At 53.0% G+C, this 18,242-nt stretch carries 18 protein-coding genes and 1 pseudogene; all 19 read left to right on the forward strand.

Annotation, left to right across the window (positions count from 1 at the left end; all coding sequences use genetic code 11):
* Positions 1 to 8: 8 nt before the first annotated feature.
* The 19 genes and pseudogenes from METMI_RS0111890 (at position 9) to traN (ending at position 18,241) form a co-directional block, all read left to right on the forward strand.
* Entirely contained in the window at positions 9 to 1,595 is a 1,587-nt protein-coding gene (locus METMI_RS0111890) for an asparagine synthetase B family protein (RefSeq protein WP_083930282.1), read from the forward strand.
* The gene (locus tag METMI_RS0111895) at positions 1,592 to 2,353 is read left to right on the forward strand and encodes an ABC transporter ATP-binding protein (protein ID WP_019866520.1); all 762 of its coding nucleotides are present in this window, start codon (positions 1,592 to 1,594) and stop codon (positions 2,351 to 2,353) included. The genes METMI_RS0111890 and METMI_RS0111895 overlap by 4 nt, the downstream gene beginning before the upstream one ends.
* Positions 2,350 to 3,105: an ABC transporter permease gene (locus METMI_RS0111900; RefSeq protein WP_019866521.1), complete on the forward strand. Its 756-nt coding sequence runs from the start codon at positions 2,350 to 2,352 to the stop codon at positions 3,103 to 3,105. Before METMI_RS0111895 ends, METMI_RS0111900 begins: the two co-directional genes overlap by 4 nt.
* Positions 3,106 to 3,341: 236 nt before the next feature.
* On the forward strand, positions 3,342 to 3,623 hold the full coding sequence (traL, locus tag METMI_RS0111905) for a type IV conjugative transfer system protein TraL (protein ID WP_019866522.1): 282 nt from the start codon (positions 3,342 to 3,344) through the stop codon (positions 3,621 to 3,623).
* On the forward strand, positions 3,620 to 4,231 hold the full coding sequence (locus METMI_RS0111910; RefSeq protein ID WP_019866523.1) for a TraE/TraK family type IV conjugative transfer system protein: 612 nt from the start codon (positions 3,620 to 3,622) through the stop codon (positions 4,229 to 4,231). Before traL ends, METMI_RS0111910 begins: the two co-directional genes overlap by 4 nt.
* Positions 4,228 to 5,196, forward strand: coding sequence for a TraK domain-containing protein (locus METMI_RS0111915; RefSeq protein ID WP_029151652.1), 969 nt, complete (start codon positions 4,228 to 4,230; stop codon positions 5,194 to 5,196). The genes METMI_RS0111910 and METMI_RS0111915 overlap by 4 nt, the downstream gene beginning before the upstream one ends.
* On the forward strand, positions 5,196 to 5,957 hold the full coding sequence (locus METMI_RS23855) for a hypothetical protein (RefSeq protein ID WP_051102342.1): 762 nt from the start codon (positions 5,196 to 5,198) through the stop codon (positions 5,955 to 5,957). Before METMI_RS0111915 ends, METMI_RS23855 begins: the two co-directional genes overlap by 1 nt.
* 57 nt (positions 5,958 to 6,014) lie before the next feature.
* Positions 6,015 to 7,029, forward strand: a pseudogene (locus tag METMI_RS23860) (IS5 family transposase).
* A 115-nt stretch (positions 7,030 to 7,144) separates the two neighbouring features.
* Positions 7,145 to 7,768, forward strand: a complete 624-nt coding sequence (locus tag METMI_RS23865) for a TraB/VirB10 family protein (protein WP_232215213.1) — start codon at positions 7,145 to 7,147, stop codon at positions 7,766 to 7,768.
* Between the two features lie 92 nt (positions 7,769 to 7,860).
* Entirely contained in the window at positions 7,861 to 8,682 is an 822-nt protein-coding gene (locus tag METMI_RS0111935; protein ID WP_019866525.1) for a DsbC family protein, read from the forward strand.
* A 35-nt stretch (positions 8,683 to 8,717) separates the two neighbouring features.
* The gene (locus METMI_RS23870) at positions 8,718 to 9,215 is read left to right on the forward strand and encodes a TraV family lipoprotein (protein WP_232215214.1); all 498 of its coding nucleotides are present in this window, start codon (positions 8,718 to 8,720) and stop codon (positions 9,213 to 9,215) included.
* A 129-nt stretch (positions 9,216 to 9,344) separates the two neighbouring features.
* Positions 9,345 to 9,644, forward strand: a complete 300-nt coding sequence (gene traA / locus METMI_RS0111945) for a TraA family conjugative transfer protein (RefSeq protein ID WP_029151653.1) — start codon at positions 9,345 to 9,347, stop codon at positions 9,642 to 9,644.
* Between the two features lie 100 nt (positions 9,645 to 9,744).
* Positions 9,745 to 9,927, forward strand: coding sequence for an RRXRR domain-containing protein (locus METMI_RS26205; protein WP_232215215.1), 183 nt, complete (start codon positions 9,745 to 9,747; stop codon positions 9,925 to 9,927).
* Complete coding sequence (gene traC / locus METMI_RS23875; protein ID WP_019866528.1) at positions 9,924 to 12,338, forward strand: type IV secretion system protein TraC; 2,415 nt, start codon at positions 9,924 to 9,926, stop codon at positions 12,336 to 12,338. The genes METMI_RS26205 and traC overlap by 4 nt, the downstream gene beginning before the upstream one ends.
* Positions 12,328 to 12,645 (forward strand): hypothetical protein, encoded by a 318-nt coding sequence (locus tag METMI_RS0111955; protein WP_019866529.1) that lies wholly within the window; start codon positions 12,328 to 12,330, stop codon positions 12,643 to 12,645. The genes traC and METMI_RS0111955 overlap by 11 nt, the downstream gene beginning before the upstream one ends.
* Positions 12,623 to 13,180: a S26 family signal peptidase gene (locus METMI_RS0111960; RefSeq protein ID WP_156829835.1), complete on the forward strand. Its 558-nt coding sequence runs from the start codon at positions 12,623 to 12,625 to the stop codon at positions 13,178 to 13,180. Before METMI_RS0111955 ends, METMI_RS0111960 begins: the two co-directional genes overlap by 23 nt.
* Before the next feature lie 73 nt (positions 13,181 to 13,253).
* Positions 13,254 to 14,423, forward strand: coding sequence for a TrbC family F-type conjugative pilus assembly protein (locus METMI_RS0111965; protein WP_156829836.1), 1,170 nt, complete (start codon positions 13,254 to 13,256; stop codon positions 14,421 to 14,423).
* Between the two features lie 2 nt (positions 14,424 to 14,425).
* Positions 14,426 to 15,457 (forward strand): TraU family protein, encoded by a 1,032-nt coding sequence (locus METMI_RS0111970; RefSeq protein ID WP_019866532.1) that lies wholly within the window; start codon positions 14,426 to 14,428, stop codon positions 15,455 to 15,457.
* Positions 15,458 to 15,469: 12 nt separating this feature from the next.
* Positions 15,470 to 18,241, forward strand: coding sequence for a conjugal transfer mating pair stabilization protein TraN (traN, locus tag METMI_RS0111975; RefSeq protein ID WP_232215216.1), 2,772 nt, complete (start codon positions 15,470 to 15,472; stop codon positions 18,239 to 18,241).
* The last annotated feature ends 1 nt before the right edge of the window (position 18,242 follow it).

The following is an 18,242-nucleotide window of genomic DNA, read 5'->3' on the forward strand; positions in this document are numbered from 1 at the left end:
AAGTGAAAATGTGTGGAATTGCAGGCATTATCAGTAAGCCAAATAACGCTGATATTAATATTTCAAAATTAGTTAATGAAATGTTAGAACTAATTTCTCATAGAGGACGTGGGGAATTAGGAATTAAAACAGGTAATAATTACTCATTAGGATGCTATCGCCTCCCTGTTCTCACTAATGGGGGAGAACAACCTGTTTCAAATGAATTGAAAAGCATTTTTGCTGTTTTAAATGGGGAAATATATAACTATAACGAGTTAATTGATAGTTTAAAATTAAAACATACCATAAAAGGTGATTGCGATACTGTTATATTGCCGCATCTTTATGAAGAAGGCGAATTATCACTACGCAAATTATCTGGTATGTATGCTTTGTGCGTACACGATACTGTCTCAAATGAAACAGTACTCATGCGTGATTTAATTGGAATTAAGCCTCTTTACATATTTGAGAATAACTTTTTTATTGCTTTTGCATCAGAAAAGAAAGCATTTTCCTATTTAAATCATGGCAAAGTATCAGAGGTTATGCCGGGGGAGTTGCTTCGCCTTAAACATGGGCTAATAACATCACGAGCCAATATTGTTAAGCCTTGGAATAAAAGCTTAGTGAAAGGAAATTATCAAAGTGTTGATTATACCGGACTAAGGGATGAAATTACCAATTCACTTATACAGCAACTACCAAGCGAATGGCCTGTCGCAGTACTCTGTAGTGGTGGAATCGACAGTGTGATTCTCACTTATTTGGCAAAGAAATATCATAAGCATAACGTTCAAGCATATGTAATTGGTAATGAAAACTCAGCGGATGTCAAAGCGGCAAGATTAGCCTGCCACCATCTCGATGTAAACTTAAAGGAAATTCGAATTTCCATGGAAGAAATTATTAAAGTGCTTCCTGAAGTGATTTATCATGTCGAATCATTTGAATCAAACCTAATACGAAATAGTATTCTTAGTTATTTAGTGTTCCGTGAAATTCGTAAGGATGGTTTTCGAGTTGCAATTTGCGGAGAAGGAGCAGATGAATTATTTGCTGGCTATGGAGATTTTAGATTACTAAGTTCGATTATAGAAAAGCAAAAGTTTATGAAATTGCTTTTAGATGATTTATTTAAAACACAGCTTCAGAGGGTTGATAGAACATCTATGGCCTTCAATGTGGAAACTCGTGTCCCTTTTTTAGATGATAACGTTATCGAATATGCTTGTAATATCCCTATTGAAAAAAAATGTGGGAAAGATTTTGGTAGGTGGCTAAGTAAACTACCACTCCGTCATGCTTTTGCAAATACCCAGATCCCAACAGAAATTTTATTAAGACAAAAAGAGACTTTTTCTTCAGGAGCAGGGCTAGGAGATTTATCTATGGTTGGTGGTCCGATAGAGAAAATTGCGCAAAGTCGTATATCAAGTAATGAGTTTATTTCTATGCAAAGCAAATATCCGGTCATTGATATTAAAACATACGAACAAGCTTTATATCTATCAGAGTATCTTAAGTATTTCTTTGTGCCTGAGGATTATCGGCCTCCTGTTGTAGCTACTGTCGAGTTATCATGCTTGAGTGGGTTTGAAACTGAAAAATGATAACTGTAACGAACTTATCCTATACATTTCCTGTTCAAAATGGAGTGAGCTTTGTTTTATCAGATATTTCGTTTTCTGTTAATGAAAATGAAATATTAGTGCTTTTAGGGTCTAGTGGCTGCGGTAAGACTACATTATTGAGGTTATTGAGTGGTCACCTCACGCCAGATATTGGGAATATTTTAATTGATGGATTTGCACCTGAGATGAAGAGAGGTATGTTAGGTATTTTGTACCAAGACCCACGACTAATCCCCTGGTTAAATATTAAAGAAAATATATGCTTGCCAAATAAAATCCAATCATTAAATAATAATTCTGTAATAAATTTCGATAATTTAGTTGATGTACTTCGGTTGAGAAATCATTTAACAGCTTATCCGGCGCAACTTTCTGGAGGGCTGCGAGAGAGGACGGCTATCGCTAGAGCCTTAATTAATGCGCCAAATGTGTTAATGTTGGATGAGCCTTTAGATAGTACCGATTATATGCACAGACTTGAGGTGGAGGACTATATTTTTAATTATGTTCGCAAATGTAAAGCTTGTTGCGTGATTGTGACGCATGACCTTGAAATGGCATTGGCACTAGGCGATGAGATTCTGTTAATGCCAGCAATTGAAAATCATATCAAATCTGAAAAATTTAGTATCTCCCCCACATTAAAGGCGTTATTACCATCTCAAGCTAGAGTTTCACCAGAAATGTCAACGTCGTTATCTAGTTTATTGAAAAAATACAAGAGGTTATACCGATGATGAATCGAAATAAGGTATTTTGTTTGCAAATTCTTATGTTTGTTCTCGTACTTTTCTTTTGGCAAATTATTGGTGCGAGCTCGGAAAAAGCACGTTTTTTTTATTCAACACCCTACGAGATTTTTTTGACATTAACTAAGGATTTTGTTGAGTATACATTCTGGTGGAACGTAACAATCACTCTTTCGGAACTTGTCGTTGGTTTTGTTTGTGGAAATGTCCTTGGTATATTTTTGGGGTTAGTCCTTTGGCTATTTCCTTTATTGGGAACCATTGCACGGCCATATGTTGTGGCATTAGGAAGTGTGCCAGTATTTGCAATTACTCCTTTATTGATTTTATGGTTTGGCATTGGTTTTACGAGTAAAGTAGTAATCGTTATATTGTCTACCTTCTTTGTAGCATTATTTTACGCCTACACTACAGCTCTTGAAATTGGGCAAGAGTATGAGGAGTTAATCAAGGGATTTGGTGGTAAACGATATGATCTTTTTCAACATGTAGTTTTTGCAGGAACGCTCTATAGATCATTTTCTGTGTTAAAAATTAATATTGGTTTCGCACTTGTAGGTGTTTATGTCGCCGAATGGATAAGTTCACGGGAAGGGATTGGTCAATATATCTTGAAGGCAGTCTCTTTATATGATGTTTCAAGAGTGTTTGTCGGTTTGATAATTTTTATCGCAATAGCATTGATTTTTAATCTTGGACTTACTTTTGTTGAACGCAAACTATCTAAATATAATTTTTAGAATGTAGATATTGCATTACAAGTTAAGTACCGCGACGGAAGGGGCGATAGCGACTTATCTATTTCAAATTAAGCCATCCAAATCAAGTCTAAATAGTGAACCATAGGGGGAATTTTGGTTTCACACCACATAAACCGCTCTACTCTATAACAAAAAATCTGCAATAACTGAATTTATTGCATCCCGTGAGGTTCTTTGAATCTTCAAAATATTGATCATCCCTACCGGAGATCAGTATGGAAGCCATAGCCATCCCCAAATCCATTGACGACCCGATCCACATTTTGCTGTGGAGTGCCGATGAGATCGTGCCATTTATGGTGTGCATGCTCACCGGCATGTTGATCGATCATTTCATTCCCGCCTTGGCGATTGGGGTCATTGTCGTTAAGTGCTACCGACGCTTTCGTGACAACCGTCCGGATGGTTATACCTTGCACGCGGTCTATTGGCTGGGTTTGCTGCCCAGCAAAGCAATCACCATTCCCAATCCCTTTATCCGACGGTTTTATCCGTGAGGCTGTCGGAGTTTCTGCGCACTTGGGAAGGCCATGAGGCCGAGAACCGGTTCAGCCGGATCATTATCCTGGGCTTGCTGGTGGTGTGCGTGATCATCTCGCTGGCCGCCTGGCGCACCGAGCGTAGCATTATCCTGGTGCCGCCGACATTGACGAAGGAAGTCGAAGTCACCCGGACGGCCGCCTCCAGCGAGTTCAAAGAGTCCTGGGGCTTGTTTCTGGCCGAGTTGTTGGGTAACACTACGCCCGCCAACGCCGATTTCCTGAAAACCGCCATCGAGCCGTTATTGGCGCCCGAAATCTACCGCACCGTGCTGGATGCGATGACCGACCAGATCAAGGCCATCAAGATGGATCGGGTCGCGATCAGCTTTACGCCCCGGCATGTCGATTACGAAGCCGAAACCAACAAAGTGTTTGTCAGCGGCGAACTCAACAGCCAAGGCCCCAGTTCCCAAGCCGACATCAAACCCCGCACTTACGAATTCATCATCGCCATCAAAAACTACCGCCCGCGCCTGGAGTTTATTGATGTCTATCCTGACGAACCTCGGACACTGGATCGCCTGAAATCCGCGCCGCCACAACAGGGAGCCTCCCAGCCATGAGAAAATCCTGCCGACCCTTCGTATTTCTGCTGATCATTAGTACGCCCTTGTCCGCCGAGGAATTACCGGCAAACGGCGGCTTATCTACCATGTCCCCAACAGCCACTAACACCCAGGAAACCCTGCCATTACCGGAATCGCCTAATCCGGCAACTTCACCATCGACAATGCAAGTCGAATTGCCACCCGTTGATGCCAGTGTCCTGAAAGCCGCCAACCAGCCAGCCACGTCAGTCGCCCCACAATATCTTCAGGTCAGACCCGGCATCAACGAACTGATGCCGATTGCGCTCGGGCATTTGAACCGGCTGGTGACACCGTTCGACAATCCGGTGGTGACCACGACCAGCCAAGCAACCACCCGTACCCAAGGCAAGATCGTTTATGTCGCCGCCGCCGATGAAACCCCGGTCACTTTGTACATCACGCCCGGCGACAACCAGGACATCGCCTTGTCGCTGACGCTGATCCCCAAACGTATTCCCGCCCGTGAAATTCATCTGAGCCTGGATAAGGACACCTATCAAGTGCTGGCCAAGCTGCAACAACAGGCCACTGCTGCGTCCGGCAAGCCCACGGATAGAGAACAGGAGTACATCACCACGCTGAAAAAACTGTTCCGCGATTTGGGGCTGCAAAAAACACCCGCCGGCTTTTCCTTGCGCGATCCCGGCCAAGCGGAAAGCATCCACTGCCAACAAGACCGGGTTCAGATCCGCACCGGCCAAGTCCTGGAAGGCCAGGACATGCTGATTTTAGTTGGGGTTGCCGGTAACACTGGCTTATCGCCCGTTGAATTCGATGAACGTGCCTGCGCCACCACGCAAGACGAGGTGCTGGCCGTTGCCGCCTGGCCGAAAGTGGTATGGCCGAAGGAAGCCACCGAGCTGTATGTTGTCGTCAGGCGGCCAGCCGATGAAACCATCACGCTCAGGCCGTCCTTGCTGGACAGGAGCCTGCCCTGATGGCCAGTGTCGATGGCTGGTGGTCTGTACTCAGCCCGACCGCCAAACGGACAGTGGCCGTTGGCAGTATCGGTACGGTGCTGGTCGTCGCTATCATCGCCTTGGCTTCGGTTTCCCCGGAAGTGGCCAAAACCTCCAGCAAACAGGCGGTCATCCAGCACATCCTCACCGACAGCGACCCCCGCTCCTTAGGCATCGACGGTATCTCCGCCCAGCTTCGCGACTTGTTGCAAAAAAATGAAGAGCAAAGCCGTCGTCTGGCCGCGCTGGAAGAACAGCAAAAGCGCGAGCAACAATCCGATGACGCGCGTTTCCAACAATGGACGGCTTCCGAGCGGGAAGCCTACGATAACAAAATAAAAGCGGTGTCCGGTGAGCTGGAATCGCTCAAAAACAAACCGGCGTCTTCCCCGTTATTGCCCCCGGATAATGCCCCGACAGCGGCTTCGGGATCACCCTCGGTCAGTTCTACTGGGCGCCGCCCCGGCAACCTCCGTAAAACACCGGACACCAATGACCTGGCCAGTGTCTTCGACCAAGCCGCCGTAACCAGCCCGGCTCTGGGTAATCCGGGTATTTCCGGTGGCTATTCTGCCCAGAACCCCCAGCCACCAGCTGCCTTGCAGATTCGCGTCATCAAGGCGGATAAACCACCGGCCGCCCAGGATGTTAAACCCTCATCCGGGCGGTCCGCCCAACCTAGCGAGGTGTTCATCCCCGCAGGCAGTATTTTGACCGGCGTGCTGTTAAGGAAACGCTGAACAAATCCCCTAAAATGAGATAATAGCGCCATCCCTCCTCCTGACAGATAGCCGCCCATGCGCCAGACCAGTTTCGCCGACCTCGACTACGACCACAAAAAACGCCAGACCCGCCGGGAGCTGTTCCTCGCGGAGATGGAAAAGGCCGTGCCATGGGCGTTGCTGCTGGAACAGTTGGCCCCGCATTACCCCACGTCAGGCCGCCGTGGCCGCCAGCCGATGCCCCTGCTGGCGATGCTGCGCATCCATTGCATGCAGCAATGGTTCAGCTTCTCCGACCGCCAAATGGAGGACGCGCTCTACGAAATCGAGAGCGTGCGCCGCTTCGCGGGCTTTGCCGGTGCCACTGATGCCTTGCCGGACGAGACCACCATCCTGAACTTTCGGCATTTCCTTGAAGAAAACAAGCTCACCGCCGTGCTGCTGGAAACCATCAACAACCACCTCAAGGCCAACGGCCTGCTGGTGTCCAAAGGCACGATGGTGGACGCGACCCTCATCCATGCCCCCAGTTCCACCAAGAACAAGGACAAAGCCCGTGACCCCGACATGCACTCCACCCAAAAGGGCAAGCAGTGGTATTTTGGGATGAAAATCCACATCGGCGCAGACGTCAACTCCGGCGCGGTGCACAGCGTCACCGTGACCTCGGCCAACACCGCCGACATCAGCGAGTTGCCCAACCTGCTGCGCGAAGACGACCAAGCGGTGTTCGGCGATGCCGGCTACAACAGCGACGAATACAAGCGCGGCGCCCGCCACTTAGGTGTCCGCTGGTGCGTCAACGACAAGCGCAAGCCGAACAAGAGCTTGTCATCGAAACAGAAAAAGCGCAACCGCAAGCAATCGGCGGTGCGGGCGCGGGTCGAGCGTACTGGGCAAAATTATGACCGCTGGTGTACATCAATCGGCGGTGCGGGCGCGGGTCGAGCATATTTTCCGCATCATCAAGTGCCAGTTCGGCTTCCGCAAGACCCGCTACCGGGGCTTGGCGAAGAACGCCTCGCAGGTCAACCTGCTGGTCGGCCTAGCCAACCTGTACCTGCTCAGGAGGCCATTGGTCGCCGCCTAGGGGCAAATCCGCCCAAAGTGGGCTGGAAACCGTGAAGCTGTTTAAAACGGCACGTCAAATGGCATACGGATTTTAAAAAAGGTGAAAACCATCGGCCAATCTGGGAATCGGCGATTTGTTCAGCTATTCCTTAAATGGCCTGGATGCGCCGACCGGCAAGAAAGCCATGAAGGAACCGATGCCGGTGCTGTTCCGGATTAAAAAAGAAGCCATCCTGCCCAACCGCTTCCACGCCGATGTCCGTGAATGTTTTCTGCTGGCTGCCGGCTTTGGCGACCTCAGTGCCGAACGCGCTTATTTTCGCGGCGAGACCTTTTCCTGTGTCCGCCAAGATGGTGGCGTCATTGAAGTGCCGATGAACGCTTATGCCACTGGTGAGGATGGTAAGAACGGCGTCCGGGGTCGGGTCGTCTCCAAGCAGGGCGCGTTGCTGGCGCAGGCGATGATGGCGGGTTTCCTGCGCGGATTTTCCGATGCTTTTGGCCGCACCCAGATTCCGGTGTTGATGACCGGCGGCGCCGGAGCCCTGTCCGGCACGACACCCTTCCAAAGCGCCTTTTCCTCCCAGTCCATGGAAGGCGGTGCGTTGAAAGGCGCGGGTTATGCCATGGAGCGGCTGGCGAACTTTTACATGGATATGGCCGAAGAGATTTATCCGGTGATCGAAGTCGACGCCACCCGGCAGGTCAACTTCATCGTGCAAAAAGGCACTGCACTCAAACTGAAAACCCAGAGTTAATACAAAAAATGGCCGTTTGCGCAATTTATTGCCCGTGCTGGCGTTGCCATAATCCGTAAGCTGTTGGTAACACTTTCACCTCGGTCAGCACCATGAAATGTCCCCGTCCTATCCCCAGCCGCTTAGCCCTACTGCCACTGCTTTGCTCTTTGGTGGACGTGCGAGCCGATGATGCGCCGCTGCTTTCCCCAGCCAACATCGCCGCGAGTTTACTGTCGGTCAATATCGACGGCATGCAGGATTTGCCGATCACCGGCCTCAAAATGGTCAAGACCGGTGACAAGGTGGTGTTTATGTCCGGCAATGGCCGCTTTGCCTTTTATGGCGGCAAATTGCTCGATGTCTGGACGCAGCAGGAAATCAAGGATCTTCCCGACATAGACCGCATCGCCAAACGCATTGACCTGTCCCGGATGAAACTCAATATCGACGACTTGGGGGCTGTCACTGTCGGTCACGGCAAAGACATCGTGCTGGTCTTCATTGACCCGCGCTGCCCGTATTGCGCCAAAGTCATGAAAGACCTGCAAGCCTTGCAGGCCCGTTATACCTTTAAGCTGGTCATGGTGCCGATCCTGGGTCAGGAATCGCAAACGCTTGTCGTGCAACTGTCCTGCCAGCTGGCTTCGGGCGATCAAATCATTCATGATACTGTGCGCCAACGCTTATTGACCCAGGATTATACGGGTCTTCCCACTGATAACCCCGCGCACTGCAACAAAGCGCCGCTGCAAAAGGCTATTGTCACCGCCAAGCTGTTTGGCCTGCCCGGTGTGCCGTTCCTGATTGCTCCGGATGGCCGCACCCACAGCGGTGCGCCGGAAGCCCTTGCCGATTGGCTGGACAACAAACCAGCTGTTCTATCAGCGCAACCCAAAAAAGATAACGAAGTTAAAACGGAGAAAAAACCGTGAAATCTGACCCTCGCCTATTGATTCGGCTATCTCTCGTGGGATTGACCACTCTGCTCAGTAGTGGTTGCGCAACGCACTATGGCTGCAAGGGCATGCCCGACGACCCGCAATGCCTCTCGACCACCGAAGCGTATCAAGTGACGGATAAAGCCTTGCCAGCACCGGGTAAAGTGGAATCCATAGCGGCAACTACCCATCAATCCATTGTACCCGCCGCTATGCCGCCCCCTATCAGGCAGCCTGTGCCCAAAATCGACGACCCCACGCCGATCCGGACTCCGGCTCAAGTCATGCGGATCTGGATCGCGCCCTGGGAAGATAGCGACGGCGACCTGATGGTCTCCAACTACGTCTATACCGAACTGGAACCCCGGCGCTGGATGATCGGTAAAAGCGCACCGGTGCTGAACCCGTCACTGGTGCCGCTGCAAATCGAGCAACGCCCATCCGGTAAACACGGGGATAGGGATGCCTCGGAGCCGGAGTTTCGCCGTTTTCCGCCAGGTAAAACCGACGCAGGGGACAACAACTGACGACTTAAACCTACCGCCAACACCTTATCGGGATTGGTGAGCCTACGCGGGAAACCGTAATAGAGCCGGACGTGATGTCCGAGACAGGACGGGCAACCGTCTTTCCGTTGATCCATGAGGTCATCTGTTATGAGATTGTCACATCGAACTGGGGCGTTAGTGGCCCTGGTTGCTGTATTGTTGGTGATGCTAGCGCCCGATGCCATGGCCGGCACGGGTGGCACCGAGTTCAAAAACGTCTGGACGCTGCTTACCGGCTGGATCGAAGGCTTGCTTGGCCGAATTATCGCCATCGTTTTTGTCGTGGTGGGACTGGTTGCAGGCGTGGTGCGGGGCAGCATTATGGGCTTTGTCCTGGGTATCGCCAGTGGCGTCGGTTTGTTCGCCGCACCGACGATCATCACCAATATCGTCACCGCCACGCTGTGAGCCCGTCATGAGCGAAGCTACCGGACTCCATCTGGATACTGAGAAGGCGGCGGGCAACCGTCCAGCTTCCTGTCGGGTTCCATCCCGAAGAACAAACGGCGTGGCCGTCCAGGTCGTGGCCAGCGATGGACAGTTGCTTAACCCCTGCCATCCGGCACGCGCTCGTGAACTGATCCGCAAGCAACGGGCTATCTGCATTGGCCGCCAGCCTTATACGATACGCTTGCTGCCACCTCACAGCGATGACGCGGAAACGGTTCCTAGTCAGCAGGATTACTCATGAAATCCGCCCGTGCCCCTACCGCCGATACCCTGTTTTCCGCCCTTGCTTACGATCCCGAACAGCATGTGTTCCTGCTTGCGGACGCCAGTGTCGGCTTTGGCTTTATCTGCCGACCCTTGACCGGCGCCGATACCAGCGTTTCGGCTCGGGTCAACGTCTTGCTGAACCAGGATTGGCCGACCGGTACTTTGCTGCAAGTCAGCCTGTGGACATCGCCGGATATTGAAGAAGCCCTGGCAGTGATGCAAACCCGCCGTCTGAAACAGCAAAAGCCCACCTATAAAGCCATGACCCAGGCCAGCATCGCGTTTTTGCGGCAAGGCACCAGCAAAGCGCCGGAAGCGATTTCAGGGGCGCGGCTTAGGCGTAGCCAGGTGGTTGTCACCGTCAAACTGCCTATGGCGCAGCCACGCCCTGGCGACAATGACCTGCGCCGTGCCACTGAATTGCAGATGGCGACCCGACAATCGTTGGCGACCATTGGCCTGAATCCGGCCATTCTCGATGCCGACCAGTATGTGCGCCTGCTCAATACGCTATTGAACTGGAGCCCGGATGCTGGTTGGAAAGACCGCGTCGTCCCCGAATGCGATCCGACACGGCTGATCCGCGACCAGTTATTGGATTATGACAATGCGATCCAGACTGACGAGAAAGGCCTGTGGCTAAGCCAAAAGCGCATCAAAACCATGTCCGCCAAACGCACCCCCGATTATTTTTATTTTGGTAGCGCCAAAAGCTACCTGGGCGACATTTTGTCCGGCACCCGTGGCATCCGCCAGAACGCCTTGATTAGCCTGACCCTGCATTACCCGGATGCCGAATCCACCCGTGCCCGTCAGGAAGGCACCCGGCAGTTCATCACCAACCAGGTCAACACCCCGATTGCCCGCTTCCTACCGGTCTTGGTGCAACGCAAACACCATTTTGATGTGCTGTTCGACGCCTACGGCGATGGCGATAGGCCGATACGCAGTTATTTCGGCGTGGTGCTGTTCTGCGACGGCCAGGAGGAAGCCGCCGCCATCTCCAATGCCCGTGTCTACTTCCGGGAACTGGGTTTTCAATTGTTGGAAGACAAGTATTTTTGTTTGCCGTTTTTCCTCAATTGCCTGCCGTTCGGTGCCGATCGCGCGGCGATCAGCGATCTGAAACGTTACCGCACCCTGGCCACCCGCCATGCGATTCCCTTGCTACCGCTGTTCGGGGATTGGGCCGGTACTGGCACACCGACGTTGAATTTTGTTTCGCGGAATGGCGAACACATGGCGGTGTCCTTGTTCGACACCACCGGCAACTACAATCTGTGCATTGCCGCCGAATCCGGCAAAGGCAAGTCGTTTCTGACCAACGAGATCATCGTCAGCTATCTCACCGAAGGCGCACAAATCTGGGCGATTGATGTCGGCCGCTCTTATGAAAATCTCTGTGAAGTGCTGGAAGGTGATTTTGTCAAATTTACCCATAGTTCGGGCATTTGCATGAACCCCTTTGAAATCGTCCAGAACTTTGAGGAAGAAGCCGACATGCTGGCCGGTTTGGTCAGCCAAATGGCGGCTCCCACGGAAAAGCTCAGCGATTTTCAAACCGCCGGTCTTAAACGCATCCTGAAAAGCCTGTGGACAGGCAAAGCCCAAGCCATGTCGGTCGATGACATTGCCGGGGAATTAGGCGCCGAGGACGATCAGCGCCTGAAAGATGTCGGCGAGCAACTGTTTCCGTTTACCACCCGCGGTGAATATGGCCGCTATTTCAACGGCCATAACAATGCCCGCTTCAGCAATGATTTTACGGTATTGGAATTGGAGGAGCTGAAAGGCCGCAAACATTTGCAACAGGTGGTGTTGCTGCAACTGATCTACCAAATCCAGCAGGAGATGTATCTGGGCGAACGCAACCGCCCCAAGATCGTGATTATCGACGAAGCCTGGGACTTGCTCACCGAAGGCGATGTCGCCAAATTCATGGAGCATGGCTACCGGCGTTTCCGAAAATACGGCGGCGCGGCGGTCACCATCACTCAGTCGGTAAATGACTTGTACCGCAATGCCGCTGGTCGGGCGATTGTCGAGAACTCGGCGAATATGTATCTGCTCGGCCAGAAAGCCGAAGTCATCGAAGGCATGAAACAGGATCGGCGGCTGCCCTTGTCGGACGGCGGTTATGAATTGCTCAAAACCGTCCATACCTTGCCGGGGGCGTATTCCGAAATCTTTTTCATCACCGAAATGGGCTCCGGGATAGGCCGCTTGATAGTCGACCCCTTCAAACGGATTTTATTCTCCACCAAGCCGGACGATGTCCAGGCTTTAAAGCAACTCAGGCGGCAAGGCTTGAGTTTAGGCGATGCCATCCAGAAACTGCTGGCCAACCGCCAACTTAAAGCACGGGAGGTGAAGGATGGCCGGTAAGCCCCAGGGGTTGGCTATGGGCTTGGCGGCTCTGGTGTTGGGCATGGCCGGCGGCTCGTTGGCCGCTTACCTGATGTTGAAAACACCTCTAGCACGCTTGAACCTGACCACGCCCGTCTTTGTGCTGGATCGTGCCCGGCTGATCCAAAGCTTGCCGCCGGATGCCACTCAGGAGCAAATGAGCCAAACGGTTGAAGCTTGGACAAATCTGGGCAGGAAATTAAGTGCCGCCGGCTATCTGGTGATTGATTCCAGCGCCGTGGTCGCGGCACCGGCCGATGTCTATGTCAGACCTGAAGGAAACTGAGGCCATGATGCAAACTGCCACACTTCAAAAAAATAAGCCGAAAACCTCGCCCGTGCGGTTTTTGCTAAGGGCTACGCCAATTTTAATCGGGGTGTTGGCCATTGAATACACCATTGGCCAACGCTTTCTGATCGGCGGCGATGACCAGGTTGACCGCTGCTTGCCGGGCAAAAGTATTTATATCATCGACACCGCCAATAAGGACATCTGGCGGGGTGACCTGATCGCCTTTCGTGCCGAACGCATGGCACCGTATTTTAAGGACGGCCAAATCGTTGTCAAAATCGCCGCCGGAGTTACCGGTGACCACGTCAAGGAGGACAGCCAGCAAACCACGGTCAACGATTCGGTGATTATTGAAGGGCTACCGTTGATCGGGAAACTGAAGCTACCGTCATCTGCATTCAAGCGTGATGAAACCATCCCTCCGGCATCCTATTGGGTGACCGGCAAAACCCCGAACAGTTTTGATTCGCGGTATTGGGGGTATGTCTATGACCATCAAGTCATTGGCCGGGCTTATGCGGTTTTTTAACAGTAGCCAACGTTTCAGATACCGGAGGGTGTGGAATCGAAGCTGCTTATTTGTACTCTTGCTGTCGATGTCGATGTTGCTGTCAATCCTGATTGGGCATAGTGCCGCCCACGCCGAAGAAGACTGGCTGACCCGCTCACAGACTATCCTGAATGACCTCGAAGGGCAGCCACGGCCTTCCTGGTTGGACAGCAATCCCCATCACCCCGATGCCCAGCGGCAAGCACTGGACATTATCAACGGCTCAAAACTGATTGCCTTGAAGGCAATGTCGCATCCGTCTAAGCCAACCTCTGAGGTTCAGCCTGAAAAACCGTTGCGAGTCGTGTTTATTTCCTTCTCGCTGGGCGAATCGGTGCTGAAAGGGATTTTTGAAGAAGCTTCAGGCCAAGATGACGTATTACTGGTTTTGCGCGGTCCTAAACCGAAGCAAAAGCTGACAGGGTTGTTCGCCGAGCTGAAAGCGCTGTTGAAGGACATTGAACCCTTGCCCAATATCGTCATCGACCCGACCCGTTTTCAGAAATGGGGCGTGGCAACCGTGCCTGAAATCGTGGTGGAAGACCAAGGCAAGGCCAGGCTTCGTGTCAAGGGCGTGACCAGCCTGGGGTGGTTAAAGTCGCGTCAGGCTGCCGGTCGGCAAGGCGATTTGGGGCAGTTCGGCGAAGTTTATCAGATTGCCGAAATAGATTTGCTTGAAGCCATCAAACACCGACTGGCGGCCATGGATTGGCCACGGAAACAACAGCAGGCCATCGCCCGCTTTTGGGGACAGCGCCGGTTCGAGGTGTTGCCCGTTGCCCAAGAAGATCGTGACCGCGAGGTTGACCTGACCGTCACGGCTCCGCGTGATCTGATAACACCCAATGGCCAGCTGATCATCCGTGCCGGACAAACCGTCAATCCCCTGGATAAGTTGGCGTTTGGCCTGTGCCTGATAATTTTCGATGCCACCGAGCAAACCCAGATCGCCATCGCCCGCCAGTTGTCCTGCCGCGACAAGAACGCGCGGGTGCTGTATTTGGTAACGCAGCTCTCCCGTCAGGACGGTTGGGACGGATTGAAAACCCTGGAGAATTCTCTGCAATCGCCGGTGTATCTGTTGACCCCGGATGTCCGCCAGCGTTTTCAGTTGCAACAGGTGCCAGCCTTGGTCGAACAGTCCGGTAACCGGGTGGTGGTACGGGAAAGGAAAGTGGCTATGCCGGCGGCGAACCATCAACCTACGGCGGCTGGAGGATAGGGTTGAAACGGTCGATTGCCTCTTGGCTGTTGTGCGTATTACTGGGTCTGGCTGCAAATTGTCATGCCGATACCACCAGCAAAGCCACCGACCCACTGTGTGCCGATGCCGAACTGTGGTCGGGGAAACTGATCAGCGATATTTGCTGGAGCTGTTTGTTTCCGATCCGAGCCGCCGGTGCGTCGCTGGGTGGCGGTCATGTGCCGAGCATCGCCACCGACCAGAAATTCTGTTTTTGCACCGATTCGCTGGGGCTACCGCAATTGGGCATGACGCTGGGTTTGTGGAACCCGTCACGGCTGATAGAAATCGTCAGGAATCCCTGGTGCTCACCGGCATTAGGCGGGCACACCTTTAGCGCCTCCAAAGTTCGTTTGGTCGCCACCACCGGCAAGGCCGATTTTGATGCCAGCGAGATGTCGTTCTTTAATTACCATTATTTTGCCTTTCCGCTGACCATTTTGCTGGACTTGTTCTGGGATGACCGTTGCAACGCCGACGGCTACCGGGATTTTGACCTATTGTATGTCTCGGAACTGGATCCCACCTGGAACAGCGATTTGCTGGCGTTTTTCACCAGCCCGGAAACGGCCTTGTTTGCTAACCCGGTGGCGGTGGCCGCGTGTTTAGCCGATGCAATGGCCGCAGCGACTGGCCATCCGCTGGATGCCTTGTTCTGGTGTGCCGGTGCCTGGGGGCATTTGTATCCCTTGTCCGGCATTTCACCGACCAGTTACGGCACCGATCCGCGTATCTCCAGTTTGCTGGCCACCCGCGCGACCGCCGCCCTGCATCGCCGGGGCTTGGCCTGGAAAACGGCGGGGAACGAGGCTTTGTGCGGGGGGATGATTTACCCCTTCATCCCCAAGTCGCAATACCGGCTCAGCATGTTCTATCCGGTCGCGGAAACCGAGTCCAATCACGCCATTGGCGAGACCACTTTTACCTGGGGGGCAGGACGTACTTATCCTGGCCCTGGTGAAGACCATGTCTATGTCCAATGGTCCTGGACTGACTGTTGTGCCGGTCTGTAGATGGGCGTTAGGATGTTTTTTGATGGTCATAGCGGGTTAACCCGCTCGCTGGCTTTAGTCTTAAGTGTCACGATGGCCTGGACACCGTTCGCTGTGGTTTGGGCGGATGCCCTACAAACTGCGGGACGCCAAGGCCAGCAAACCGGACAACAGCTTGTCGGCGGCTTTCAGTTTCCTGCTGACACCGGCAGCGGCAGCATGACCCTGAATCCTGGCACGGCGCAGGAAAGCACGGTCACTATCGGCACGCTGTTTCCGGATGCGGGTAGTGGTAACTCAGCTGACATCTCCCGACTGTACGGGAATGATACCGGCACGGTTGCCGCGGGTCTTGATGCCCAAACTACCTTAAACACTGAAAGCAGCGCTACGGGCAATGCTTATCGCACGCTAATCAACAATGCCCACCACTCCCATCCAGATTTACAGCATGATGCGCTCTGGAAGACAGGCGATCAGGTGCTTGCCAACTTCACCCCGTGGGCACAGTCGTTCTCGGACTGCACGACCACCACGACCCAAACCGAGACTGGCCATACTGTCCAAGTACCTGACTATCAACTGTGCCTGCGCCAACCGGACGTGCCACAGAATTGCACCGCGACCCATACGGTCAAAGTCGAACCGCTGCTCCGCTATGTCTCGGGTACGGGCGGACTGTCCAGTTGCGGGCCGGGGTGTCTGGATCTGTATGTCGGCAAAGTGGGTGATAACTACTGGTCGGCCGACTGTGCGGTGTTCACTTGGGAGGTCGCTTATCAGATGCTGCATCCTGAAGCCATTGTCAGCGCCACTCTGGAAGATGTCGAGTTCGACGACCATGCCCAGGTGTATTATGGCGGCCAACTGATTTATACCGGCTCGACCGGTTGGGAAGGATCGTGCGAACTGAAAAATAGCTGGGTGGATCATCCTAATCAGGATGTCACCTCGGCGTTCAACAGCACTGGCAACAAAATTTTCAAACAGGACACGAAAGTCGGCGGCAATGGTGAAGGCTATTCGCGTATCCGTGTCCGTTATGATGTCTCGAAACTGATTAGCCAAAACCAGTGGAGCTGGAGCGGGCCGAACTGCCAAAACCTTGCCAATGCCATCACCGACGGCATTTGCCAAGCGGGCAGCCAGCTCAGTTGCAGCAACGATCCGGCCAATGCGGCGGGCTGTTATGTAGATACGGTGTCACAGGTCATGGTCTGTGCGAACAACCTGGCTCCCGCACCGGTAGCGGGTTCGGCGGGTATCCGCAACACCTGTATGGCCATCACGGCGGCGGGCCAGTGCGATCTCAACAGCACCGGGCAATGCTGGACGGACAGCGCGGGGACGCATTGCCTGACAGCCCCGACTACAGGAATGCCGACCACCACTTGCAGGGCTTTGGAAAGCCAGGGCTGCGCGTTCATTAAAAGCCAATGCCTGGACACCTTGGCGTCGGGCACTTGCTGGGACAGTGTCGATACCTACGACTGTGGCCAGCCTGTCACGATACCCGGCATTCAAAGCCATACCCAACAGCAATGTTCCGGCCCTATCCGCTGTATGGGTGAGGATTGCATCACCGTGAGGCGCACCCAAAGCCAGGAGTTCACCAAGGCGGTGGCGTTACTGAATAGCGCCCAACAAATGGCGATGGATTTGAGTTGCGAGGATGCCAATGCCGAACTGCACCAGAAAGACCCCAACTCCTGCCAGGTGTTCAAAGGCAAAGATGCCAACTGTAAAATCGTCGGCGGCTTGGTGACGCTGGTTGATTGCTGCCAAACACCCTCCGGCAGCATGGGGCTGGGGCAATATATCGACTTGTTGTTGGCCACCAGCCAACTGGATAATACCGTGATGCGCATGGACGCCACATCCGCGGTGCGCGGTGCTTGGGAAACACTGCGCCTGCCGTTTACAGCGGCGGGCGATGCCTGGAATAGTGTGCAGGCTAATTTTGCCTCGGGGGTGAATAATTTGGTAGGATCTGATCTGATGAGCGTCACCGACGTCGCCGAACAAGGCTTGCTGGATTCGCTGAAAGGCGAATTGTTGAAGTCGGTGGCCGAATGGATCGGCAGCACCTTTGGCGAGGCCGCCGGCAATGCGCTGTTCAGTGCTGGCGGGGAGGCGGCGTTTGATTCGCTGGGCAACCTGACGCCGGCCGCTGAATCGGGTGGTGTCCAACTGGGCGGCGGCGCGGCGTTTGCCGGGCAAATGCTCAGCACCCTGATGATGGCTTACACCATCGTCATGATCGTGGTCATGATTATCCAAATCGTTTGGTCGTGCGAGGTGCCGGAATATGAACTGGCCGCCAAGAAACAACTGAAAGTCTGCAAGGCATTAGGCGTTTATTGCGACACTAAAGATCCGCTCACCGGGCTGTGCCTGATCCGCAAGGAAAGCTATTGCTGCTACAACTCGCCGCTCGCCCGTATCTTAAACGAACAAATCAAGCCGCAATTGGGGATGGATTTTGGTTCACCCCAAAACCCGGTGTGTTCGGGCGTCAAAGTCAAGGACTTGGACAAAGTCGATTGGAGCCAAGTCAATCTGGATGAATGGCTGGCCATACTGGCACAAACCCATCATTTACCGACCGCCAGCAACGCCGCTTCAATGCTCAACCTGGATCAGCTGACGGGATCAGGCAGCCGACTGAACCCGCAAAAATATGGCGCAGCCACCGGCAATCGGCAGGATACCTTGAGCCGCAGCCAAGGCCGTATGGGCGATCTGGATGTACCCACCGTCAAACGGCAATCGGAACTGGAGGGCTGGGGCATGGGGCCGCAGTGAC

Origin of the sequence: Methylovulum miyakonense HT12, assembly GCF_000384075.1 — a bacterium.
In the GTDB taxonomy this organism is placed as follows: domain Bacteria; phylum Pseudomonadota; class Gammaproteobacteria; order Methylococcales; family Methylomonadaceae; genus Methylovulum; species Methylovulum miyakonense.

Coding starts and splice junctions, on each gene's coding strand:
- METMI_RS0111890 (WP_083930282.1), top strand. CDS start 9: ATGTGTGGAATTGCAGGCATTATCAGTAAGCCAAATAACGCTGATATT.
- METMI_RS0111895 (WP_019866520.1), top strand. CDS start 1,592: ATGATAACTGTAACGAACTTATCCTATACATTTCCTGTTCAAAATGGA.
- METMI_RS0111900 (WP_019866521.1), top strand. CDS start 2,350: ATGATGAATCGAAATAAGGTATTTTGTTTGCAAATTCTTATGTTTGTT.
- traL (WP_019866522.1), top strand. CDS start 3,342: ATGGAAGCCATAGCCATCCCCAAATCCATTGACGACCCGATCCACATT.
- METMI_RS0111915 (WP_029151652.1), top strand. CDS start 4,228: ATGAGAAAATCCTGCCGACCCTTCGTATTTCTGCTGATCATTAGTACG.
- METMI_RS23855 (WP_051102342.1), top strand. CDS start 5,196: ATGGCCAGTGTCGATGGCTGGTGGTCTGTACTCAGCCCGACCGCCAAA.
- METMI_RS0111935 (WP_019866525.1), top strand. CDS start 7,861: ATGAAATGTCCCCGTCCTATCCCCAGCCGCTTAGCCCTACTGCCACTG.
- traA (WP_029151653.1), top strand. CDS start 9,345: ATGAGATTGTCACATCGAACTGGGGCGTTAGTGGCCCTGGTTGCTGTA.
- traC (WP_019866528.1), top strand. CDS start 9,924: ATGAAATCCGCCCGTGCCCCTACCGCCGATACCCTGTTTTCCGCCCTT.
- METMI_RS0111955 (WP_019866529.1), top strand. CDS start 12,328: ATGGCCGGTAAGCCCCAGGGGTTGGCTATGGGCTTGGCGGCTCTGGTG.
- METMI_RS0111960 (WP_156829835.1), top strand. CDS start 12,623: ATGTCAGACCTGAAGGAAACTGAGGCCATGATGCAAACTGCCACACTT.
- METMI_RS0111965 (WP_156829836.1), top strand. CDS start 13,254: ATGTTGCTGTCAATCCTGATTGGGCATAGTGCCGCCCACGCCGAAGAA.
- traN (WP_232215216.1), top strand. CDS start 15,470: ATGTTTTTTGATGGTCATAGCGGGTTAACCCGCTCGCTGGCTTTAGTC.